18 protein-coding genes are annotated in these 21,880 nt (G+C 60.9%); 6 read left to right on the top strand and 12 right to left on the bottom strand.

Going from position 1 to position 21,880, the window contains the following annotated elements; genetic code table 11:
- Positions 1-42 precede the first annotated feature (42 nt).
- The 7 genes from ACLCGK_RS18830 to ACLCGK_RS18800 all read right to left on the bottom strand — a co-directional run bounded on the left by ACLCGK_RS18830 (position 43) and on the right by ACLCGK_RS18800 (position 8,535).
- Complete coding sequence (locus tag ACLCGK_RS18830) at positions 43-762, bottom strand: proteasome-type protease (RefSeq protein ID WP_015270103.1); 720 nt, start codon at positions 760-762, stop codon at positions 43-45.
- A 41-nt stretch (positions 763-803) separates the two neighbouring features.
- Positions 804-1,583 carry a transglutaminase domain-containing protein gene (locus ACLCGK_RS18825; protein ID WP_085719790.1) on the bottom strand — a complete coding sequence of 260 codons (780 nt, stop codon included), beginning with the start codon at positions 1,581-1,583 and terminating at the stop codon, positions 804-806.
- On the bottom strand, positions 1,580-2,530 hold the full coding sequence (locus ACLCGK_RS18820; protein WP_015270105.1) for an alpha-E domain-containing protein: 951 nt from the start codon (positions 2,528-2,530) through the stop codon (positions 1,580-1,582). The genes ACLCGK_RS18825 and ACLCGK_RS18820 overlap by 4 nt, the downstream gene beginning before the upstream one ends.
- Positions 2,531-2,533: 3 nt before the next feature.
- Entirely contained in the window at positions 2,534-3,943 is a 1,410-nt protein-coding gene (locus ACLCGK_RS18815) for a circularly permuted type 2 ATP-grasp protein (RefSeq protein ID WP_410952660.1), read from the bottom strand.
- Positions 3,944-4,548: 605 nt separating this feature from the next.
- Positions 4,549-5,814: an MFS transporter gene (locus ACLCGK_RS18810; protein ID WP_410952659.1), complete on the bottom strand. Its 1,266-nt coding sequence runs from the start codon at positions 5,812-5,814 to the stop codon at positions 4,549-4,551.
- A 33-nt stretch (positions 5,815-5,847) separates the two neighbouring features.
- The gene (locus tag ACLCGK_RS18805) at positions 5,848-6,918 is read right to left on the bottom strand and encodes a sugar phosphate isomerase/epimerase family protein (protein WP_410952658.1); all 1,071 of its coding nucleotides are present in this window, start codon (positions 6,916-6,918) and stop codon (positions 5,848-5,850) included.
- Positions 6,919-7,029: 111 nt separating this feature from the next.
- Positions 7,030-8,535: a PLP-dependent aminotransferase family protein gene (locus ACLCGK_RS18800; RefSeq protein ID WP_410952657.1), complete on the bottom strand. Its 1,506-nt coding sequence runs from the start codon at positions 8,533-8,535 to the stop codon at positions 7,030-7,032.
- A 934-nt stretch (positions 8,536-9,469) separates the two neighbouring features.
- Here ACLCGK_RS18800 and ACLCGK_RS18795 point away from each other — a divergent pair.
- Both ACLCGK_RS18795 and ACLCGK_RS18790 read left to right on the top strand, forming a co-directional pair.
- On the top strand, positions 9,470-9,706 hold the full coding sequence (locus ACLCGK_RS18795) for a hypothetical protein (protein ID WP_410952664.1): 237 nt from the start codon (positions 9,470-9,472) through the stop codon (positions 9,704-9,706).
- Positions 9,707-10,133: 427 nt separating this feature from the next.
- On the top strand, positions 10,134-12,677 hold the full coding sequence (locus tag ACLCGK_RS18790; protein ID WP_410952656.1) for an EAL domain-containing protein: 2,544 nt from the start codon (positions 10,134-10,136) through the stop codon (positions 12,675-12,677).
- Positions 12,678-12,699: 22 nt separating this feature from the next.
- On the opposite strand, the gene ACLCGK_RS18785 is transcribed toward ACLCGK_RS18790, so the two are convergent.
- On the bottom strand, positions 12,700-13,614 hold the full coding sequence (locus ACLCGK_RS18785) for a LysR family transcriptional regulator (RefSeq protein WP_023661491.1): 915 nt from the start codon (positions 13,612-13,614) through the stop codon (positions 12,700-12,702).
- 199 nt (positions 13,615-13,813) lie between these two features.
- Here ACLCGK_RS18785 and ACLCGK_RS18780 point away from each other — a divergent pair, with 199 nt between their 5' ends.
- From ACLCGK_RS18780 to hutH, 4 genes are all read left to right on the top strand, one after another.
- The gene (locus ACLCGK_RS18780; protein WP_015270114.1) at positions 13,814-14,782 is read left to right on the top strand and encodes an ABC transporter substrate-binding protein; all 969 of its coding nucleotides are present in this window, start codon (positions 13,814-13,816) and stop codon (positions 14,780-14,782) included.
- A 75-nt stretch (positions 14,783-14,857) separates the two neighbouring features.
- Entirely contained in the window at positions 14,858-15,709 is an 852-nt protein-coding gene (locus ACLCGK_RS18775) for an ABC transporter permease (protein ID WP_015270115.1), read from the top strand.
- A complete protein-coding gene (locus ACLCGK_RS18770) occupies positions 15,706-16,539 on the top strand; it encodes a glycine betaine/L-proline ABC transporter ATP-binding protein (protein WP_023661493.1) in 834 nt (277 codons plus the stop codon). The genes ACLCGK_RS18775 and ACLCGK_RS18770 overlap by 4 nt, the downstream gene beginning before the upstream one ends.
- A 12-nt stretch (positions 16,540-16,551) precedes the next feature.
- Entirely contained in the window at positions 16,552-18,075 is a 1,524-nt protein-coding gene (gene hutH, locus ACLCGK_RS18765; protein WP_196184602.1) for a histidine ammonia-lyase, read from the top strand.
- Positions 18,076-18,217: 142 nt separating this feature from the next.
- Here hutH and ACLCGK_RS18760 read toward each other — a convergent pair whose 3' ends face one another.
- From ACLCGK_RS18760 to ACLCGK_RS18745, 4 genes are all read right to left on the bottom strand, one after another.
- On the bottom strand, positions 18,218-18,370 hold the full coding sequence (locus tag ACLCGK_RS18760; RefSeq protein WP_410952655.1) for a general stress protein: 153 nt from the start codon (positions 18,368-18,370) through the stop codon (positions 18,218-18,220).
- A gap of 200 nt (positions 18,371-18,570) precedes the next feature.
- Positions 18,571-19,743 (bottom strand): SDR family oxidoreductase, encoded by a 1,173-nt coding sequence (locus ACLCGK_RS18755; RefSeq protein ID WP_410952654.1) that lies wholly within the window; start codon positions 19,741-19,743, stop codon positions 18,571-18,573.
- A 439-nt stretch (positions 19,744-20,182) separates the two neighbouring features.
- On the bottom strand, positions 20,183-21,166 hold the full coding sequence (locus ACLCGK_RS18750; protein ID WP_410952653.1) for an MDR family oxidoreductase: 984 nt from the start codon (positions 21,164-21,166) through the stop codon (positions 20,183-20,185).
- A 47-nt stretch (positions 21,167-21,213) separates the two neighbouring features.
- On the bottom strand, positions 21,214-21,846 hold the full coding sequence (locus ACLCGK_RS18745; protein ID WP_410952652.1) for a TetR/AcrR family transcriptional regulator: 633 nt from the start codon (positions 21,844-21,846) through the stop codon (positions 21,214-21,216).
- Positions 21,847-21,880 lie beyond the last annotated feature (34 nt).

Below are 21,880 nucleotides of genomic sequence, written 5' to 3'. Positions count from 1 at the left end.
CAGTGGGAACGGGCATGCCCGCTTCCACTGTGGCCCTGCCAATCAGTATGGCGGCGCTGGCAGTTCGGCCAACAGTCTTTTGAGCCCGTCGCTCCACTGCCTGCGTATCTGCTCGTAATACACATCGTCGCTGGCGATACGCTGGCGTTTCGGTGTTTCCAGGCTGTCCTTCTGATACACCAGCAAGTCCAACGGCATGCCCACCGACAGGTTGCTGCGAATGGTCGAGTCGAACGAGATCAGGCCACAGCGCAACGCTTCATCGAGTGGCATATGGTAGCCGAGATTGCGGTCGAGAATCGGCCGCCCGTACTTGCTTTCGCCCAGTTGCAGGAACGGGGTGTCCGGCGTGGCCTGGAAGAAATTGCCCTGCGCATAGACGTTGTATATGCCCATGGGGCCGCCGGCAATCTGGCCGCCGACGATGAACGAACTGCTCAGGTCGATACCGGCCGACAGCTTGCTGCGATCACGGCTGACCACCTCGCGCAAGGTGTCGGCGACCAGTACCGTTGCATCGTAGAGCGTCGCAACGTTCAACAGGTGGGGGCCGGGGCCCTTCGTACGTTGCTGGAGCAGGTTCACCACCGATTGCGAGGTCGCCAGGTTGCCAGCGGTCTGCAGGACGATCAAGCGCTCCCCCGGCACGCCGAACACGAACAGCTTGGCAAAGCTGGCGATCTGGTCGATGCCCGCATTGGTGCGTGAGTCGCTGATGAAGACAAGCCCGTCCGCCAGGTGCATGGCGACACAATAGGTCATGCTGTTTCCCTTGTTTTTTTCATGAACGGATGCCGCACCTGTCATTGGCGGTGCACGTGTACGCTGGCCTGCATCGATTCGGCGCCGCCCCCGCGGCGCACGCCCCTGACCGGGCAGGCATCGAGGTAGTCCAGGCCCACTGCCAGCTTCAGGTGGCGTTCTGGCCGGGTCAGGCGGTTGGTGATGTCGAAGCTGTACCAGGCGTCATCGACCCAGGCTTCCGCCCAGGCATGGCTGGCCAGGTGCTGCTCGTCTTCGGTACATAGGTAACCGGACACATAGCGTGCCGGAATACCCAGGCTGCGCGCGCAGGCGAGGAACGCATGGGTATGGTCCTGGCACACCCCGGCAGCGCCGCTGAACGCTTCGATGGCAGTGGTGCCCACCGATGTGGCACCGGGGCTGTATGGCATGTGCTCGGCCAGGCCTTGCATCAGCCCGATCAGCGCCGCCCGGTCGCGGTGCTCGCCACAATGTCGGCTGGCGAAGGCCTTGAGAGTGTCATCGGCCTGGGTCAGGTGGCTGCCGCGCAGGAAGGGCAGGGGTGAATGTTCGCCGGCCTCCTGCTCGCGATCCGGGTCGATTTCTACCTGGCCGCTGGCGGTCAGTGCCAGGTGGCCATGGGGTTTGTCCAGGGTCAGTACATGCAGGATGTTGCCATACGGGTCGATCTGGCCGTTGACCTTGCAGGGCAGGTCGAGTTGCCATTCAGTGATGCGCTGGCGCTCGCTGCTGCGTGGTGTCAGGCGCAGGAACTGGATGCTGTTGCACACATCGCTTGCATAGCTGTAGGTAGTGTCGTGGCGAATGGACAGTTTCATACGACCTCCAGATAGGAGTGGTGGACCGCCTGGCCCAGTTGATTGATGCGCCCGATGAAGTCGCTCAACCACGGGTGCAACCCTGCTTCGAGTATTTCGTCGATCGCGGTGTAGCGCAGGCGAGCGTTGAGTTCGGCGGCCATGCGCTGGGCGGCGCGCCCGGTGCTGCCCGGCAGGCTGGCAAGGATCTGGTCCAGCTCCTCGATGCAGGCATGCAGCGAGCGGGGCACATCGACCCGTAGCAATAGCAACTCGGACACCGGTCGTGCACTGGGTGCGGCGCGATACAGTTCGTTGAAGGCTTCGTAGGAGGTCAGCGCGCGCAGCAAGGCGCTCCATTGGTAATAGCCGCGGGCAGAATCATCGCTGACTTCCTCGGAGGCCTCCCCGAACATTTCATAGCGTGCATCGAGCAGGCGCAGGGTGTTGTCAGCCCGCTCCAGGAAGGTCCCCAGGCGGATGAAGCTGTAAGCGTCGTTGCGCATGATGGTGCCTGAAGTAGCACCGCGGAACAGGTGCGAGCGTTCCTTGACCCAGTCGCAGAACTGGCTGATGCCATAACGGCCGAGACCATTGCTGGCAATGTTGCGCATCTCGATCCAGGTAGCGTTGATGTTCTCCCACATGTCGGCAGTGATGCGGCCACGCACTGCGTGGGCATTGGTCCTGGCCGCCTGCAGGCAGCAATAGATGCTGCCGGGGTTGGTCGCATCGAGGGCGAAGAAGTGCAGCATGCGCTCGGTGTCCAGCTCGGTGTGCCGGCGGCGGTAGTCGTCCAGCGTTCCGGATGCCAGCAGTGACATGGCCAGCTCGGCATGGCCGTCGCTGCGGCCAGCCTGGGGCATCAGCGATAGCGAATAACTGACCTCGAGCATGCGCGCAAGGTTCTCTGCACGCTCCAGGTAGCGCGACATCCAGTAAAGGTCGGAAGCAGTTCTCGAAAGCATGGTTCAGTCCTCCACCACCCAGGTGTCCTTGGTACCGCCGCCTTGCGACGAGTTGACCACCAGCGAACCTTCCTGAAGGGCCACGCGGGTAAGGCCGCCTGGCACCAGTCGGGTTTCACTGCCGGACAGCACGAACGGGCGCAGGTCGATGTGGCGCGGCGCGATGCCGCTGTCGACGAAGGTCGGGCATGTGGAAAGGCACAGAGTAGGTTGAGCGATGTAGGCGTGCGGGCGGGCCTTGATGCGGGCGCGGAAGTCCTCGATCTGTGCGCTGGTCGCCGCAGGCCCGACCAACATGCCGTAGCCACCGGACCCCTGGGTTTCCTTGACCACCAGCTCGGGCAGGTGGGCCAGGACATGGGAAAGCTCTGCAGGCCTGCGGCACTGCCAGGTAGGGACGTTGTTCAGGACCGGCTCTTCGCTCAGATAGAAGCGGATCATGTCGTCGACATAGGGGTAGATCGACTTGTCGTCTGCCACCCCGGTGCCTACCGCATTGGCCAGCACCACGTTGCCAGCGCGGTACACCGAAATCAGCCCCGGCACGCCCAGCATCGAGTCAGAGTTGAACGACAGCGGGTCGAGGTAGTCGTCATCCAGGCGGCGATAGATCACATCCACCTGTTTTGGACCAGCGGTAGTACGCATGTAGACGTGCTCGTCACGGATGAACAGGTCCGCACCCTCGACCAGTTCGATGCCCATTTCCCGGGCCAGGAAGGCGTGCTCGAAATAGGCACTGTTGAAGCGGCCAGGGGTGAGCAACACGGCAGTGGGGTTGTCCAGTGGGCTGGCGCTCTTGAGCGTGTCCAGCAGCAGGTTGGGGTAGTGGTCGATGGGCGCGATACGCTGTGCGGCGAACAGCTCGGGGAACAGCCGCATCATCATCTTGCGGTCTTCGAGCATGTAGCTGACCCCGCTGGGGGTGCGCAGGTTGTCCTCCAGCACGAAGTAGCTGCCATCCCCGTCACGGACCAGGTCGACGCCAGCGATATGGGCATAGAGCCCGCGGTGCAGGCCCAGGCCCTGCATGGCGATCTGGTAGCCTTCGTTGGCCAGCACTTGTTCCGGCGGGATGATGCCGGCCTTGAGGATGCGCTGGTCGTGGTAGATGTCCTGCAGGAACAGGTTCAACGCCTGAACCCGCTGGATACAGCCGCGCTCGACCATGCGCCATTCGCTGGCGCGAATGCTGCGCGGGATGATGTCAAAGGGGATCAGGCGCTCGGTATCCTCTTTGTCACCGTACAAGGTGAAGGTGATACCGGCGCGGTGAAACAGCAGGTCAGCTTCGCGTCGGCGTTGCTCCAGCAACTCCAGCGGGGTGTTTGCCAACCAGCGGGCGAACTCCTGGTAATGCGGGCGGCAACTTCCGTTCGTATCATACATTTCATTGAAAAATGCCCGGGACATACCCACTCCTTGCCACCGTTGCCGGCAGCTTCATTGCGGTTCATCTACGTGTTTCAGGGTGCGGCCTTGCGGGTCGGTGGGTGTTTTGTCTGCGGTGAGCCTCGAATCCGATCAATTGCTGTGCGTTGTGCACGCAAGAGGCCATTGCAATGAAGGTGCCGAAAGCCAGGCACAGTTCTGGAGTGGCAACGGGCTGGCGGTAACACCTTGAAACTCTTGGGTTTTATTGCTGCATTCGATGACTGCGCCGCATGCAGCCGTGCGGGAACGGTCGGGAGGGGGGACAGGCGCGCCTCAAAAAAAGGCGCGCTATGCACCGAGCTGCAGCTTTTGCTCCGAATTGGAGCGAGTCCATGGCGAGGCGGCACTCCGGCCGCGCAAGCAAGGAGTAGTGCGTTTCGTTCCGAGTGTCAGGTTATGACGCAGTCACCGACGCAGAATGCTCTGGACGTCGCTTGCAGATCGAAAACGGTCACTATCATTCAACGGATTTGGCCATTTCCGACGTTCCAGCCGCGTCGTTCCAGGATGAAAATGCATTTCGTCGAGTGGGCGGAGGAGGAGTCGGCATGATGGACGACTCCTCCTGTAAACCGTGACGACGATCAGGCTTGTACCGCGTCGGCCCCGCCAGAGAGCATGGATTTTTTGCGTACCGCTTGATAGAGAAGGCTGGACACCATGAAGCCTGCAATGGCCAGCATGCTCATCAGAATGAACACATAGTTGTAGCCCTGTTGACCAGGGAAGTGGTCGAGGATCGCGCCATAGATGACGTAGGCAAACATGCCGGGGGCATAGCCGATCAGGCAACCGATGCCGAAGGCCGAGCCGGTGATGTGCTGGGGAATGCCGACTTCGCCCATGGGTGCCCAGAACACGCCGCGCATCGAGAAAACAATCAGCGCGAAGGATAGGGTGGCCGCCATCCCCGCATAGATGAAGCCCGGGCTTTTAGGAATCAGCATGATCACGGCCATCAGCGGCAATAACGCCAGAAATGCCCACTTCAGGTAGCGGCTGGTACTCTTGAACTGCTTGTCGGCAATGAAACCGCCGGCAGGCCCGCCGAGGATTTTCAGGAAGTATTGATTGATGATGCCGTAGGCGCCTACCAACGCTACTGGCAACCCGTACATTTCCTTGAGGTAGGGGATGAAATAGGTCAGGCCGCAGTAGACGATGTAGACCATGAACACATTGAGGCTGACCAACCAGATACCGGGTACCTTGATAGCCTCCATCAGGTTTGCCAGACCGTTTTTCGGCTTGGTGGCCGATTGCGCATTACCGCCCTTGAGCAGGACCCAGGTCAGGGTGCCAGCCAGAATGTCGATGACCGAGTAGAACAGGATCGCCGATTTCAGGCCGGCTTCCCCCGAGCCCATGGCGACGAACACGCCCAGTGCGGAAAAGGCCACCAGCGTATCAACCACGCCACGCCCGCCTTCCAGCAGGCCGAACAACCGGCCTTGCTCCTGATCGTCACCCAGATTGCGGATGGCCTTGAGCAGCGATGGCCAGAACAGGCAGTCGGCACAGACGGCCAACAGACTGAACACGATCAGCAAACTGCTGAAGGGCGGGAAGGTCGCCAGGTACAACCCCAGGCTTCCGGTCCCGATCAGGCCGAGGGGGATCAGTTTGCGCGTGTCGTAGCGATCGGCGAGCAGGCCACCAACCACGAACAGTGCAGTCGCGATGATTGCGTTGGCACTCAACAGCATGCCGATTTCAGTGTGGCTCAGGCCCATGAATTCCTGCATGGGGACATAGAAGGCGTCCTTGAGGTTCGCCAGCTTGTAAATGGTGCCGCCACCAAGGATGAGAATCAGGAATCTGAGCCATTTGGCCTTGTTTTGAGTTGTCATTATTGTTCTCCGGGCGTAATCGGGTCGTCAGGTTCAGGCGTTGGAAGGAGCGGCCAGGGTCAGTTCAGCCAAGGTGCGCAGTTCGCCCAGCAAACCTCGGACATAGGCCACCTGATTGTTCGCCCAGCGGTGTTCGTCGGCCAGCATGCGCTCGAGCGAGTAGCCTTTCGGGAGCGGCGTTTCGCTCATCTCCCGGTAAGCAATGAATGGATCGGCTGCTTCGAGGCTCTGCCGGAATGCCGGGGCCACGTAGTGATTTTCCTGCTCGAGAATGAACGCGATCACTTGCGGGGTTGCTTCGCCCAGCATCAACAGTTCGAACAGCATGCGGGCGCTGGGCAGATCGTCTTCGTCGCTGCCTTGCAACACGCCGTAATGGCCGAAGCCGTTTTGTTCGGGGACGATGCGTACGCCCTTGAGGTGAGCCTGGCGGATGTGCGGCGCCAGGTTGTGCAGGGCCTGCAGGGGCTGTTCGCAGGCATTGATCATGTTGCCGAAGTCGAACAGGGCATGCAGGCGAGGGTGGTTGACACGGTTGAGCAGCTGCGCGATTTCGCTGCTCTTGAGTTCTTCATGCTGCTCGAAGTCAAAGTACAGATCGTTGGCATCGGCCTGTTGTGCGAGGTAGTGCAGGTCGGTCTCGATCACGTCCATGACCCGCGACAGCGGACCCTCGTAACGTGAGTAGACACGGATGTTGCGCACCCCCAGTGCGTTGGCGATGGCGATCACCTGGTCGACATCCTTTTTCAGCGTGCTGCTGATTTCCAGGTGCACATCCAGCCCCAGCGCCTTGGCCTTGCTGGCAAACGCCTGGAGCTGCTCTGGCGACATCTGGCTCAGGCTGTTTTCCTCGCCGTCGAGCAAGTGCAGGCTCAGGCCTTGCAGCTCGTGGCGATAGGCGAAGTCCAGCAGGTCGGCGGGGGTGACACGACCGTGGGTGAGGTTGGTCAGTAGCGGGTAGGCGTGGGCAAACAGGCGCAATTGCCCGAGACGCTCAAGCAGCCGCTGGGCCAGTGCCTCTGTCAGCACTGGAGCAGCCACGTGTTCGACCACCTTGTGGCTCAGCAAGGCGTTGAATCGTTCCTGGATCTTGTTGTTCATTAGAGTTGTTCCTGGTTCAGGCACCGGTCTACCGGCGCAGCCTTTATCGCGCCAGCCAGGAACTCTCGATAGATCCATTATCAATTAATTGATAAGGCCACTTTCCACGCATCAAGTGGTCGGCGGAAGATAACCCAGCGTGCGCAAAGCCTGGGCCAGCTCCTCGACACGCTCCCGGGCCTGCTTTTCAGGCGTGCCGGCAAAGCCGATCAACAGGGCAGGCGGCAGGTCATGCTTGATGCGGTAGTCGCTCAAGGCGTAGGTGTGGATGTTGTGTCGGGCCAGTTGCCGGGCGATTTCAGTGTCACTGAGTTCGGGGGGCAGCCAGGCGATCAGGTGCATGCCGGCATCCGTCGGAGTGATCCTGAAAAAGCTGCCGATCTGCTTTTCAAGTTGTTCGATCAACGCCTGCTGGCGCGCCTTGTACAGTGCACGCATGCGGCGGATGTGCCCCAGGAAGTGGCCTTCGCTCATGAAATCGGCCGTTGTGGCCTGAAGCAGTGTGGGCGGGCTGCGATCCATGACCGCGCGCAGGGTGCAGAAGGGCTCGACCAGCGCCTGCGGCAGAATTACGTAGCCCAGTCTCAGTGACGGGAAGAGCACTTTGCTGAATGTGCCGACATAGATCACTCGGGCCATCTGGTCCATGGCATACAGTGCCGGAAGAAGTCGACCACTGTAGCGAAACTCGCTGTCGCAATCGTCCTCGATGATCCAGCTCTGATGCTTCGCAGCCCAGTCGATGAGTGCCTGGCGCCGCACATAACTCAGGGTGACACCCAAAGGATGCTGACGCGAAGGCGTACAGAATACCAGGCGCGCATCAGGGCACTCGGCAAGGCCTTGCTGGACATCGATCCCCTGTTCATCAATACGCAACGGAATGATCCGGGCCCCCTGGGCTTGCAACGCAATTCGCGCGGCGATGTGCCCAGGGTCTTCCATCCAGACACTGTCCTGCGGATTGAGCAGCAGCATGCCCAGCAGGTTGAATGCTTGCTGCGCGCCGGAAACGATCACTACCTGCCCGGCATTGCAGTCGATACCTCGCGCATCGAAGACATACTCGGCAATCGCTGTGCGAAACGCCTGCAAGCCTTGCAACTCGCCATAACCCAGGATCGCCTTGGTTGGCTTTAGCAAATGACGGTTCATCAGGCGCCGCCAGATTGCTTGTGGAAATCCTTCATAGGTGCTGTGACTGGGCAGGAAGGAGGTCGGCGTCGCCGGATCCCAGTCGGCATAGGACACCCCGCGAAAATGATCGCTGCGCAGCGACAGCATCGACTGGCTCAGTTCGGACAGGCGCGGTGGCTGGCGCGGTTGCTCGTCCTCGTTACTCCGGTTTTCCCACTCAGTACCGACATACGTACCTGCACCCGTGCGCGAGGCCAGGAAACCTTCGGCAATCAACTGATCGAAAGCATTGAGGATGGTGATCCGCGACAGCCCCAACTCGATGCTCAAGGTCCGCGTCGACGGCAGGCGCACGCCCCCCTGAATTCTGCCGTTGAGTATCTGTTTGCGAATCTGCAGATACAGCTGGCGGTACAGGGGTATGGCACTGGCACGGTCCAGTTCGATAGCCGACAGCAGCAAACCTGTGGGGGATTTCATGACATGCTCGTCTGGTTAAATGGGACTTGACCTGGAAACCGTCAGGTGACGGGGCTTTCAGGGTAGCGAGCGGTACCCGATAAGTCATCCGTCCGGCTTTGATGTCCGGTGCAGTTTGATGGCTGGATACTGCAGAAAAGACCGAATAAAGCGTCCGCTTTGGGTCGTTGACGCTCAGTCGCGAATGGCTGCTAACGATCCATTGCGGACACCTGTAACCGGGGCCGCTTCGCGGCCCATCGCCGGCAAGCGCGGCTCCCACAGGTACAGCGCATGCCTGAAAGTTGGTGATATTCCTGTGGGAGCCGGCTTGCCGGCGATGAGGCCGGTACTGACTACAGAGCTTTGGATCAGTGTCCGCCGTGGGTCGTTAGCCGCCATTCGCGGTCGATCGCTTTTGGCCCAAAGCGGACGCTAAAGGATAACTGGTTTCGTAAGCGCGACGCCGCTCCTGTGGGAGCGGGTTTACCCGCGAAGAGGCCGGTGCAGGCGACACAACATGGTGATCACTGCTGACTCGCCGGCCGGTGATGAGTGAGAGGCGCCAACGGAAGTGTTACTGCACATTCCCTTCGCTTGAAACGCTTCCCTGACACCGGTAGTCTTTGCCCGCTGCTGTAAGTCCAGCGGCCGGGTTTGGTCACCCGCAATCATCAAGGCGCACAAGCGCCCGCTCTGCGATACAGTTGGCGCTTTTTTGTGCCCGCTGTTTCGTTTTATGGCGGCTGTGCGTGGGGCGCCTCCGTGCGCGCCGGTTTCCTTGATTCCCGGTTGACCAACCCGCGTACAGTCGCCACCCATTCGTTTGGTCACGTTGTGTGGCGGCTCCAGTGAATCAAGGAGCGACACAATGACAAAAGGCTTACCCGATCCTCCCGTACGCGCCACCACGGCGTCCTCCAGTTTCTCCACGTGCGAATGCAGCCATCCGCCATTGTTTGCCGTGCGTTCTGGGGTGGACTACGAAGATGCGCTGGTGCATCTGGCCACGCTGCTCAAAGGCGCTTTTGCGACCAATCTCAAGGCACTGGAGCTGGCCAAGGGAACCTGTCGTGATCTGTTGTTGAGCAATGACCATGGGCTGGATTCGGCCAAGGCGGTGGTGGAGGCGTTGCTGGATGGGGTGGAGAGACAGCAACTGGTTGGGCGGAAGACGGTGCCGGGTGTCTGACGAGCGTTTGGGCTTTGTTGGACTCAAGCGGCAGCCGTGATTGACCTCGAGGCCCCTTCGCGGGTGAACCCGCTCCCACAGGTACAGCGCCAACTCGAAGCCCGCGCAGTACCTGTGGGAGCGGGCGCGCCCGCGAAGCAGACGACGCGGTGGATGGCACCGGCTTTGCCGGTGTTCGCGGGCATGCCCGCTCCCACAATGATCGCCGTTGGGCAAAGCGACAACTATGGGTCGTTATCCGCGGTACGCACCAGAACCGTTATCCAACCTGGCGGTCGTTCACCGCTGGCAGGCCCCCGCGCTGTACTGACCATAGCCCCGGATCAGGCTTTAGGTTGCCTTTTGCCAACCACCGATCGTCAGCTCCATCGACCTCCAAGCCTGCCGCCCGGTCAACCGGGAGACCCTAGGCCGCGATGGTGAACCAATGGACGTCTTTGCTGACAATGAAATGTCGACCCGCAGTGATGTGGTCGGGCAACTGATCGTGGCGTTTTCCCTGATTCTGCTGTTGGCCTTGTTGCTGGGGCTGTTCTCCCTCTACCGCCTCGCCGGGGCGCTGGACGCCCGAGAAGTGGAGCAAAGCCGCTTCTATGCAGAATCCGGGATGGCCCAGTTGCAGAAGAATGACAAGACGTTCCTGCTGACCCATGCCAACTGGCAGGCCGCCTATGATCACTTGGGCGGGCAGGTCGATGCACATTGGGCATACGACGAGGATAACGTCGGCGCCACGCTCTATACCTCCGATGGATATGAAGGCGTATATGTGCTCGATGACGACGGCACTCGGTACGCAATACTGGACGGTCAGCTCAGCCAGCAGGGCCTGGAGCAGCATACCGTCAGTGCCGGCAAGATCCTGCAGGAGGCTCGGCAAGCAGCGCAGCACGAACAGGCGTCTTCAGGCTATCTGGTCTTTCGTGGCCAGCCGGCGGTGTACGTCGCTGCACTGATCCGCCCGCAGACCCAGCCCGCCCGCCCGCCGGGACCAACTGCGGTGTTGGTGTTCATTCGGGTTCTATCGCCACAGGTGCTCCTGCCGCTGGGCCAGGCGGCGGGGTTGTCCGGCCTGGCCGTGGACGATTCGTCCGATCAGCGCCAAGGGCGCGGTGCCCTGCCACTCGAAGACAGCGGCCACGCCTTGACATGGGATATACCGCAGCCTGGCACCGAACTGATCCAGACCGTAATCGCGCCCTTGGCTATCGCCGTTCTATTCATCGCGTTGAGCATGGCATTGTTTGCACGCTATGCGATTCGGGCCAGCACCAGGATCGATCGTAGCCACCGTGCCCTGATGACTTCCCGGGTTGCCCTGCAATCGAGTGAAGAGCGCTTCAAGGCCGTGGCCGAAGCCGCGTCGGACTGGATCTGGGAAACTGATGTGCTCCTTCGGCTGACCTACCTTTCGGACCGGTTCACCGCACTCACCGGGCACCCGGTCGAGGCGTGGCGACAGCGCCCGATTACCGAGTTGCTGTCGTGTGACACCAGTAACCTGCGGACCTCGCTGCACAGCCTGGCCGCGACAGGCTCTTCCGGCACGCTGCGCTGCCAGTACCAGGACCATCTCCGTCAACAGCGTATCTGCAGGATCGCATCTCGTGCGATCGTGGCCGAGGGCGTCTGTACCGGCTTTCGTGGCACGTGCAGCGACATCACCGACGAAGTGGCCGCCCATGCCCAGATTCAGCACCTGTCTTTGCACGACGCCCTGACCGGCCTGCCGAATCGCAACAAGCTGTTCCGTTTTCTCGAACAATCAACGCCTGGCGCCCAGCTGGCGCTATTGATGCTGGACCTGGACAACTTCAAGCCCATCAACGACAGCCTTGGGCATCCAGCCGGCGACGCGGTGCTGCTCGAGGTAGCGAGCCGCCTCGGTCAAGCTACCCGTGACAGTGACCTGGTCGCCCGTCTGGGAGGTGATGAGTTCATCGTCGTACTTACCCGGCCAGGCGATCACGAAGACATGGACCGGTTCTGCATGCGCGTGATCGAGGCGATCAAGCGCCCCATTCAGGTCGAAGGGCATGTTGTGCAAGTGGGGGTGAGCCTGGGTGTAGTCCTGTCGGCCGAATACCCCGGTACACCGAGCGACCTGATCCGACATGCCGACGTGGCCCTTTACAGCGCCAAGCAGGCGGGCAAGAACACCTGGCGCTTCTTTTCGGCACAGATGAACGCAGCATTGATGGAGAAGCGTGTGCTGGAAAGCGAGCTGCGCGAGGGCATACCGCGTGGCGAACTGGTGCTGCATTTTCAGCCGCGCTTCAAGGTCGATGGGGTCTCGATCGCATCGGCCGAGGCCCTGGTGCGCTGGCAACACCCGCGCCTGGGCCTGCTCCGCCCGGATCGTTTCATCCCGCTTGCCGAAGAGTCCGACCTGATCGTGCTGCTTGGCAACTGGGTGCTGCAGGAAGCCTGTACCAAGGCGCGGGGCTGGCCGCAGGCGGTGATGGTCTCGGTCAACATGTCGCCGGCCCAGTTCAGCCGCAGCGATGTGGTCCGCGACGTCGGCAACGCGTTGCGCGCCACCGGGCTGCCAGCTCACCGCCTGGAGCTGGAAATTACCGAGAACGTCATGCTCAACGATGTTGAAGGCGCACTGCACACCATGCTTGCACTGAAGGAGCTGGGTGTGCGCCTGAACATGGACGACTTCGGGACCGGTTACTCCTCGTTGGGCTACCTGCGTACCTACCCGTTCGACAGCATCAAGATCGACAAGCGCTTCGTGCAGCACCTGGGCAAGAGTGGCAGCGACCGTAGCGTGGTCCAGGCCATCATCAACCTTGGCAATGCAATGGGCATGACGGTGACTGCCGAAGGTGTCGAGACCGCCGAGCAATTGGCCTTGCTCAGCGATGACCAATGCCATGAAGTACAAGGCTTCCTGCTCAGCAAACCGCTGGAAAACGAGGCACTGATGGGGATGATGAAAGACCAGGTGTCGTTAGCGCAATGACGCCTCGCAGAGGAGCGCAGTTTCATTCGGATGCAAACGACGGCCGTTCCGCGAACCATGCCACCGCCAGCTCCTTGAACGCCTCAGCCGAAGGCGTCAACGGATAGCGTTGATCATGCGCCAGCACGATGCTGTGCGCTGGCAATTTCTCCTCGGTCGGCCGACATACCAGCGCTTGACCATCATAACTGCGGTCACCAAATGGCCGGGTGTAGATCAGCGCCACGCCAAACCCGTTGGCGACCAGGCTACGCTGCATCTCGAAGGTGCGCACACGGTGCACAGCGGCGGGCGAAAGATCGTAGAAGCTGAACAGGTCCAGCACATGCTGCCAGCTGTGGACCTGATCGGTGACTACCAGGGTGTATTCGGATAGCGCTTTGAGGCTGACGCGCGACTCCTTGGCCAACGGGTGATCGGCAGCCAGCAGTACCTGAGCGGTCAGCTGGCACAGCTGGGTGCATTGAGTGTTCGGCGGCAGACCCAGATCGTAGGTGATCGCCAGCTCTATCGCGCCCTCACTCAGCCGCTTGCCAACATAATCGAAGCTGCCTTCGCGCATATCGACCGTGACCCTCGGGCAGGACTCCTGCATCCGGCGCACGATCTGTGGCAGGCAATAGGGCGCCAGGTCTTCAAAACACCCGACCACCAACTCTCCGACACACTCTCCCGCATTGGCATTGATCTCGGCAAAGGTCCGAGCCTCGCTCAGCACGCGACGGGCCTGGACCATGACGGTACGCCCGAACGGGGTCAGCGATATGCCGAGGCCACGTTGGCGCACGAAAATCGATTGGCCCAGCACCTCTTCCAATTCGCTGATGGCCGCCGAAATGGAGGGCTGTGAAACATGAAGCTCCATGGCGGCAGTCGTCAGGTTCCCGTGCTTGGCCGCTGCGAGCGCGTAGCGCAGTTGTCGCAGTGTGAACTTCATAGGTTTTTCCGTTGTGATACATCAGGACATATTATTTTATCCTTTTTTGAGGTTGTGAAATATTTCCTCTGTGCAGTGGCCACCGATCACAGGTGCCACGCCGATGCCGATTGCAAGGCTGATCAGCCAGTTTGGCGACCCTCTTTGGGCCGGATGCCCTCGACTACTGCAATCCATGTTCTTGTTTGGGAGCGTCACAATGAAAATTACAAAGGCTCTGCTGACCACCACACTATCTTTCGGGCTGCTGGCGGCCGCTGGTGCCAGCCAGGCGGCCGGCTGGTGCGAGTCTGGCAAACCGGTGAAATTCGCCGGATTGAACTGGGAAAGCGGGATGCTGCTCACGGACGTGATGCAGTTCGTGCTGAAAAATGGTTATGGCTGTGAAACCGACAGCCTGCCGGGTAACTCCATCTCCATGGAAAACGCCCTGAGCAGCAACGACATTCAGGTGTTTGCCGAAGAGTGGGTAGGGCGCAGCGAGGTCTGGAACAAGGCGGCGGCCGCCGGCAAGGTCGTTGGCGTCGGCGCGCCGGTCGTTGGCGCAGTCGAAGGCTGGTATGTGCCGCGTTACGTGATCGAAGGCGACCCCAAGCGCAAACTCGAAGCCAAGGCACCGAACCTCAAGACCATCGCCGATCTTGGGCAATACGCCCAGGTATTCAAGGACCCGGAAGAGCCGGACAAGGGGCGCTTCTACAATTGCCCGGCCGGCTGGACCTGCGAGCTGGACAACAGCGAGATGCTCAAGCACTACGGCCTGGAAAGCAGCTACACCAACTTCCGCCCGGGCACCGGCCCGGCACTGGATGCCGCCGTGCTGTCGAGCTACAAGCGTGGCGAGCCGATCCTGTTCTACTACTGGTCGCCGACGCCGCTGATGGGCCTGGTCGACCTGGTCAAGCTGGACGAGAAGCCAGGTGTGGATAAATCCCTGACCATCAAAGTGGGCCTGTCGAAGGCCTTCCACGAGCAGGCGCCGGAACTGGTGGCGGTGCTGGAAAAGGTCAATCTGCCGATCGACCTGCTGAACCAGAACCTGGCGCGCATGAGCAAAGATCGCATCGAGTCGCCGGAACTGGCCAAGTTGTTCCTCAAGGAGCACCCCGAGGTCTGGCACAGCTGGGTCAGCGAAGACGCAGCCAAAAAGGTGGACGCGGCACTCTGAGCGTGTGGGTTCGTCCGGCTCCTGCCGGACAAGGCACGCGACAGTCCGTTTCATGCACTTGCTCGAGAGAATTCCATGTTTCCCAAGAACTTCACGTTTTCCATTGCCGACTGGGTCAATGGCTGGGTCGATGCGCTTGTAACCAACTACGGTGACGTGTTCCGGCACATCTCCGACACACTGCTGTGGGCCATCGTCAACCTCGAAGGCCTGCTGCGCGCAGTACCCTGGTGGCTGATGCTGGCCATTGTTGCTGGTATCGCCTGGCACGCCACCCGCAAAGTCGTGACCACTGCCGTGATCGTCGGCTTGCTCTTTTTGGTCGGCGCGGTCGGCCTCTGGGACAAGCTGATGCAGACCCTGGCGCTGATGCTGGTCGCAACGCTGATATCGGTCCTGGTCGGCATTCCGCTGGGTGTGCTGTCGGCGCGCAACGATCGCCTTCGGGCGGTGTTGATGCCGCTGCTCGACATCATGCAGACCATGCCCAGCTTCGTGTACCTGATACCGGTGCTGATGCTGTTCGGCCTGGGCAAGGTGCCGGCGATCTTTGCCACCGTCATCTATGCCGCGCCGCCGCTGATTCGCCTGACCGACCTGGGCATTCGCCAGGTGGATGGCGAGGTCATGGAGGCGATCAACGCTTTCGGTGCCAATCGCATGCAACAACTGTTCGGCGTGCAGCTGCCACTGGCGTTGCCGAGCATCATGGCCGGTATCAACCAGACCACCATGATGGCCCTGTCGATGGTGGTCATCGCCTCGATGATCGGTGCCCGCGGCCTGGGTGAAGACGTCCTGGTCGGCATCCAGACCCTGAATGTGGGCCGCGGCCTCGAAGCGGGCCTGGCCATCGTGATTCTGGCGGTCGTGATCGACCGCATTACCCAGGCCTATGGCCGACCACGGCATGGGGTGGGCAAATGAGCGCCAAACAGACAATGAACAAGATCGAAGTCAAGAATGTCTTCAAGATATTCGGTGCTCGCGCCGAAGATGCCCTGAAACTGATCCGCCAGCAAAAAGCCAAGGATCAGGTCCTGGCCGAAACCGGCTGCGTGGTTGGGGTCAACGATCTCTCGTTGTCCATCGGCAGCGGCGAGATCTTCGTGATCATGGGGCTGTCGGGCTCGGGCAAGTCGACCCTGGTGCGCCACTTCAACCGCCTGATCGACCCGACCAGCGGCCAGATCCTGGTCGATGGCGAAGACATTCTGCAGTACGACATGGACGCCCTGCGCGAATTCCGCCGGCACAAGATCAGCATGGTATTCCAGAGCTTCGGCCTGTTGCCGCACCGCAGCGTGCTGGACAACGTCGCTTACGGCCTGAAAGTCCGTGGCGAGAGCAAGGCCAGGTGCGCAGAGCGTGCCCTGCACTGGATCAACACCGTGGGCCTCAAGGGTTACGAAAAGTCGTACCCGCACCAGTTGTCGGGCGGCATGCGTCAGCGCGTCGGCCTGGCCCGCGCTCTGGCAGCCGACACCGACATCATCCTGATGGACGAAGCCTTCAGTGCGCTCGACCCACTGATTCGCGCCGAAATGCAGGACCAGTTGCTGGAGCTGCAGAAGACACTGCACAAGACCATCGTCTTCATCACCCACGACCTGGACGAAGCGGTGCGTATCGGCAACCGGATTGCCATTCTCAAGGACGGTCGCCTGGTCCAGGTCGGTACGCCGAAAGAAATCCTCTACCAGCCTGCGGACGAATATGTAGATCGTTTCGTGCAGCGTCGCGTAGCTTCGCTTTAAGGAACCGGGTGTATGTCGTTTGCCGAAAGAATCATCATCGCCGACGCGCCAGTGCGTTGGCAGGACGTGGTGGCAGTGGCCCGGCATGGCGCGAAGCTTGAGCTGGCCCCATCGGCCTGGGCCCGGATCGAGAACGCCCAGGCGATTGTCCAGCGCATCGTTTCCAGCGGTGACCGCGCCTATGGCGTCAACACCGGGCTTGGCGCCTTGTGCAATGTCTCGTTGCAGGATGAACAACTCAGCCAGCTGTCGCACAACACCTTGCTCAGCCATGCCTGTGGCGTGGGTACGGCGCTGTCGGACGAACAGACCCGGGCGATCATGTGCGCGGCGATCATCAATTTCTGCCAGGGCCGTTCCGGCCTGCAGCGCAAGGTGGTCGAGGCGCTGCTGACCCTGCTCAACCAGCACATCACGCCGCAGGTGCCGAAGCAGGGGTCGGTGGGGTACCTGACCCACATGGCGCATATCAGCATCAGCTTGCTGGGCGTCGGCCAGGTCAGCTATCGCGGCCAGATCATGCCGGCGCAGCAGGCCTTGGCCGAGGTCGGCCTAGCGCCGGTCAAACTGGGTGCCAAGGATGGCCTGTGCCTGGTCAACGGTACCCCTTGCATGACCGGCCTTAGCTGCCTGTCCCTGGACGATGCCACGCGGTTGAGCCAATGGGCGGATGTCATCAGTGCCATGAGCTTCGAGGCCCTGCGCGGCCAACTCGATGCCTTCGACCCTGAAATCATCGCGATGAAACCGCACCCCGGCATGCAGCGCGTGGGCAGTAACCTGCGGCGCCTGCTCGACGGCAGCGAAATCATTGCCAGCAGCCAAGGCATTCGCACCCAGGACGCCTTGAGCATTCGCTCGATTCCGCAGGTTCATGGCGCCGCCCGCGATCAGCTGGACCACGCTGCGCGGCAGATCGAAACCGAACTCAACTCCACCACCGACAACCCGATGCTGCTGGGTACACCCGAGTCGTATCGGGTGGTTTCCCAGGCGAATCCGCACGGCCAGTCGGTGGCCATGGCGGCTGACTTGCTGGCCATCGCGGTGGCCGAGATCGGGGCGATTGCCGAGCGTCGTCTCGATCGCCTGATCAACCCGTTGGTCAGCGGCTTGCCGGCTTTCCTGGTCAGCCAGCCGGGAGTTAATTCGGGGATGATGATTGTCCAGTACGTGGCTGCTTCACTGTGTGCAGAAAACCGTCAGCTGGCACAACCGGCAGTCGTCGACAACTATGTCACCTCCGGCCTGCAGGAGGACCATCTGAGCATGGGCACCAATGCCGGGTTGAAGCTGCACCGCGCCCTGGAGAACTGCACGCAGATCCTCGCCATCGAATACCTGCTGGCGGCCCAGGCATTCGAGTTCCTCAAGGAGCAGCGCTTTGGCGCGGGTACCAGCGTTGCCTGGCGGTTGTTGCGCGAACGGGTCCCGGCGTATGCCCAGGACCGTTGGCTGGCCCCGGATATCGCCAGCAGCGCATCGATCCTGAAGGATCCGGGCCTGCTTGGCGCTGCATTCCCCGAGCTGTTATGAGCGATGCAAGCGCCACTCATGGCTTCGGCTCCTGAGGCGCAAGACCTGTGCAATCGGGGGGCAAATGCCCCCTTGATTGTGAACGACCAATATTCAGAAAAAAGGCCAGGGTGCCGTGCACCCTGGCCGAGCTCATTTCAAGTTAGCGATTTTCGCTACCACGACCGCCGCCGTGGCTGTTCTGTCCGCCTTTGCGTCCTGTCTCGGAGGCGCGTTCACTGTCATTGGCAAAATTGCCTGGATTGTTCTGGGCGGTACCACCTTGGCGGCCACGATTGGTTTGGTTGTCAGCCATGATCTTTCACCTCATGTCGTCACACAGGAAAGTCTGTGTTCAACTCGGACGTCAGGCAGAGGGGCGTTTGCTCTACTGCATTTTGCTCGGCCCGACGGGTTGCGCGAAAGAACCCGTGCGGGCGCCTGTGGTGCAGCAGAGCTTTGTTCGCCAACCTTTGGGAAGGATCTGGCTTGCATCGACTTTGACGGCACGGTTGTTCAGCTCCTGCGTCGTGAGTGGGTGATTGCAAAACCCACGATCATTCCAAGCGCCGCTGCGCCGATCAGTAGAGGTGTCTTGTCTTTTGACTTCCTCCAACCCCCGTCGATACTCCTCCTGCCACTCGGCGGCTCAAAGAGGTTGCCTGATGATGTTTCGGCTTTCGGGCTGCGGTTTATCCCCCGACGCGTCAGCCACCCCGATAACAGAGGCAGGCCCGGTACCAGGTAGCTGGCCAGATGCGCCAGGCGGGCCGTGGCACCGACCGTGGTGTGAGCGCGTGGTGAGATTGCGCAGGCCACCATGGCCTTCGCCACAAGTTCGGGATCATATACAGGGCCCGGAGGCGTCAGCGCATGGCCTGTGTAGTTGCCGCCGTCTCGAAAGCCCGGTGTGTCCATGACGGCCGGATAGATATCGCACACGTGGATATCGGGAAACTCCGTCAATTCCCCCCGCAGCGCCTCGGTCAGGCCACGCAAGCCGAACTTGCTCGCGGAGTACGCGGCTGCATAGGGTTGGGCCACCCAGCTGCCCAGTGACAGCGTATTGATCAGGATGCCGCTGCCCTGGGCTTTGAAGAGGGGGAGGGCTACGAACGCACCGCGCAGGTAACCCATCAGGTCGGTCTGAATGACCTGCTCGTGGGCCTCCAGCGGTGTTTCCTCGAAATTGCCGACCGCCCCAACGCCGGCGTTGTTGATCCAGATATCGATTCGCCCGTGGCCGAACTCTGCTGCCTGTGCGGCCAGCGCTTGCACCTGGTCGTTGTGGGTGACGTCGGTCGTGATCGCGATGGCATCGGTACCGCAGTCGGTGCATTCATCCAGCACGTCGAACAACGCCTCTTCATCGCGCGCAGCGAGCACCAGGCGAGCACCCTTGCAGGCAAATGCGTGCGCGGCGGCCCGGCCGATACCGCTGGAAGCGCCAGTGATCACCACGACTTTGCCGCGCAGTGGCCCTATGCTTGGAACGCCCCCGCGGGGCGCTTCCTGTTCTGTGCCAGATTTCTTGTGGTCGTCAAGTGGCGCGATCGTTTCGCTGGCCTCGATCCGAGAGAGCTCAAGAGCGATGCCATCGACCAGGGTCAACCTCAGCCCTTCAATCGTGCCAGCCTCTTCCACGCGATAGCGTTCACCTGGTTTCATACCTGTCGCTTGATCGATCATTTTGCGAACCCCTGTAGTTGGACCTCGGAAATGCCAGCCTTTGCTGTGCTAGTCAAAAGCAGGCCCGGTGCGCTTGACGCCGCGCGGGCCAGCAACGCTCCGGATACCAAAGCGCTCGTTGGCACCTGCCCGGCAGGCGCATCTTTGCGTGTTGGATATGCAGGGGAAGCCAGGGCGGACGGCAAAGTTCAGACCAACAAGTCCGGTGGTACCAAACGGTGCTTCGCTGCATCCGTGTGTCACAGGATGATGTCCTGAACCGCCGCGCCCGGAGTTACATGCCGTCCTCAATGCCGTGGTGGGCGTCTGACTGCCAGAGGCGCGGGGGAGATGTCTTTCTCGGAGGGCTCTTAACGAGTGGTTGTGCCGGTGAATGGCGCGGCTGTTGTCAACGAGACGGGTCTCTACATCAAGATGTGCCTCGTATCAGGCGACCATCCTAGCCGTTCACGTCCACAATCAGCCGGCCACGGATCTTCCCTTCCATCAGCTCAGAGGCGGCTGCAAGCGCGCCCTGAAGGCAAATTTCCTTGGTCATCGCCGGTAGTGCGTCGATTTTCAGTTGATCGGACAGCCTTTCCCACGCCTCGACTCGTCGCTCGTATGGCTGAGTGACGCTATTGATGCCGAGCAGGCTTACCCCTCGCAGAATGAAAGGTGCAACGGTTGCCGGAAAGTCCATCCCCTGAGCCAGTCCGCACGCAGCCACCAGGCCTTCGGACATTGTGCTCGCGCACGCATTGGCCAGCGTATGGCTGCCGACCGAGTCGATAACGGCTGCCCATCTTTCTTTTGCCAATGGACGCCCCGGGGCTGAAAGCTCGGCCCGATCGATGATGGCCGTTGCCCCGAGGCTTTCCAGGTAGGCGGCTTCGCTGGCTTTTCCGGTTGCGGCAGTGACGGTATACCCGGCACCGGCCAGAAGGCTGATGGCGAAACTACCGACGCCGCCCGTGGCGCCTGTGACCAACACCGGCCCATCGGAGGGTTTCAATCCATGGCGCTCCAAGGCCATCAGGCATAGCATGGCGGTGTATCCAGCGGTGCCGATGGCCATGGTTTGGCGTTCGTCCAGGTGCTCAGGGTGAGGGATCAGCCAGTCGCCGTTCAATCTCGCCTTTTGTGCAAGCCCACCCCAATGGCTTTCACCCACCCCCCAACCATTGAGCAGTACGCGGTCGCCTGGCTGGTATCGAGGATCGTCACTGGCTTCGACAGTGCCCGCGAGATCGATGCCCGGCACCATCGGAAACTGGCGAACAACCGGCCCTTTGCCGGTGATAGCCAGCGCATCCTTGTAGTTCAAGGTGCTGTAGGCCACCTTCACCGTCACGTTCCCGGTGGGCAGTTGGTCGTCCTCAAGCTCGGTGAGTCGGGCCGAGTACTTGTCTTCCAGCTTATCGATCAGAATGGCCTTGAACATTGCTTGTCCTCATTTAGACCGGTTGTCTTTAAATTATCCGAAAGGAATCACCGGGTGATCCCCGTCAGAAAGCCTTGGAAAAAAATGTCCAGGGGGCGGACATGTTGTGTCAGCCGTGCACGAAGAACGGCTCCCTCCCAGCCAACCCAGAAGTAGGCCGCGAGGGCTTTGCAGTCATGCTCGCGAGACACCTCGCCCAGCTCGACCGCTTCCTCCAGGCAGGCAGACAAGCGCTGCTCCCAGTCCTGCAGGGTCAGTTCCAATTGATCACGGAAGCTGTCTGGGAGCACCAATACTTCCTGGCCAAGGTTGCCCACCAGGCAGCCTCTTCGGAACTGGTACTTGGCCATCCCGACCTTCGCCTCTTCAACGAAGTTGGAAAGCCTCAGCAGCGGCGACACGCTCAGGTCGCTGAAGCAGCGATCGAGCTTTCGAGCGAAGTAGTCGGCATAGCGCTGCAGTACCGCTTGGCCGAATGCCTCTTTGCTGTCGAAGTAGTGATAGAACGAGCCTTTGGGCACCTGCACGCGTTTGAGCACAGTATCGAGGCCGGTGGCAGCAAAGCCCTGCTCTGTGAGGATTTCCATGCCACAACGCAGCAAAAGCTCAAGCGTCTCGCCATGCTCACGTGCAACTTTGGGTGGTCGGCCTCTTCGAGGGGCAGGTTTGGCGCTATTCATGCGTTGTAATTTAGACTGCTCGTCTCTAATGTCA

This window comes from Pseudomonas sp. S1(2024) (assembly GCF_046557535.1).
The sequence above is the reverse complement of the archived record's forward strand: the minus strand, read 5'-3'. Positions and strand labels throughout refer to the sequence as shown.

Excerpts from the sequence above, each read along its gene's own strand:
- ACLCGK_RS18805 (WP_410952658.1), bottom strand. The coding sequence starts at position 6,918 with ATGAACAACAAGATCCAGGAACGATTCAACGCCTTGCTGAGCCACAAG.
- ACLCGK_RS18770 (WP_023661493.1), top strand. The coding sequence starts at position 15,706 with ATGAGCGCCAAACAGACAATGAACAAGATCGAAGTCAAGAATGTCTTC.
- ACLCGK_RS18830 (WP_015270103.1), bottom strand. The coding sequence starts at position 762 with ATGACCTATTGTGTCGCCATGCACCTGGCGGACGGGCTTGTCTTCATC.
- ACLCGK_RS18785 (WP_023661491.1), bottom strand. The coding sequence starts at position 13,614 with ATGAAGTTCACACTGCGACAACTGCGCTACGCGCTCGCAGCGGCCAAG.
- ACLCGK_RS18790 (WP_410952656.1), top strand. The coding sequence starts at position 10,134 with ATGGACGTCTTTGCTGACAATGAAATGTCGACCCGCAGTGATGTGGTC.
- hutH (WP_196184602.1), top strand. The coding sequence starts at position 16,552 with ATGTCGTTTGCCGAAAGAATCATCATCGCCGACGCGCCAGTGCGTTGG.
- ACLCGK_RS18745 (WP_410952652.1), bottom strand. The coding sequence starts at position 21,846 with ATGAATAGCGCCAAACCTGCCCCTCGAAGAGGCCGACCACCCAAAGTT.
- ACLCGK_RS18775 (WP_015270115.1), top strand. The coding sequence starts at position 14,858 with ATGTTTCCCAAGAACTTCACGTTTTCCATTGCCGACTGGGTCAATGGC.
- ACLCGK_RS18750 (WP_410952653.1), bottom strand. The coding sequence starts at position 21,166 with ATGTTCAAGGCCATTCTGATCGATAAGCTGGAAGACAAGTACTCGGCC.
- ACLCGK_RS18780 (WP_015270114.1), top strand. The coding sequence starts at position 13,814 with ATGAAAATTACAAAGGCTCTGCTGACCACCACACTATCTTTCGGGCTG.
- ACLCGK_RS18815 (WP_410952660.1), bottom strand. The coding sequence starts at position 3,943 with ATGTCCCGGGCATTTTTCAATGAAATGTATGATACGAACGGAAGTTGC.
- ACLCGK_RS18820 (WP_015270105.1), bottom strand. The coding sequence starts at position 2,530 with ATGCTTTCGAGAACTGCTTCCGACCTTTACTGGATGTCGCGCTACCTG.
- ACLCGK_RS18810 (WP_410952659.1), bottom strand. The coding sequence starts at position 5,814 with ATGACAACTCAAAACAAGGCCAAATGGCTCAGATTCCTGATTCTCATC.
- ACLCGK_RS18800 (WP_410952657.1), bottom strand. The coding sequence starts at position 8,535 with ATGAAATCCCCCACAGGTTTGCTGCTGTCGGCTATCGAACTGGACCGT.
- ACLCGK_RS18760 (WP_410952655.1), bottom strand. The coding sequence starts at position 18,370 with ATGGCTGACAACCAAACCAATCGTGGCCGCCAAGGTGGTACCGCCCAG.
- ACLCGK_RS18825 (WP_085719790.1), bottom strand. The coding sequence starts at position 1,583 with ATGAAACTGTCCATTCGCCACGACACTACCTACAGCTATGCAAGCGAT.
- ACLCGK_RS18755 (WP_410952654.1), bottom strand. The coding sequence starts at position 19,743 with ATGATCGATCAAGCGACAGGTATGAAACCAGGTGAACGCTATCGCGTG.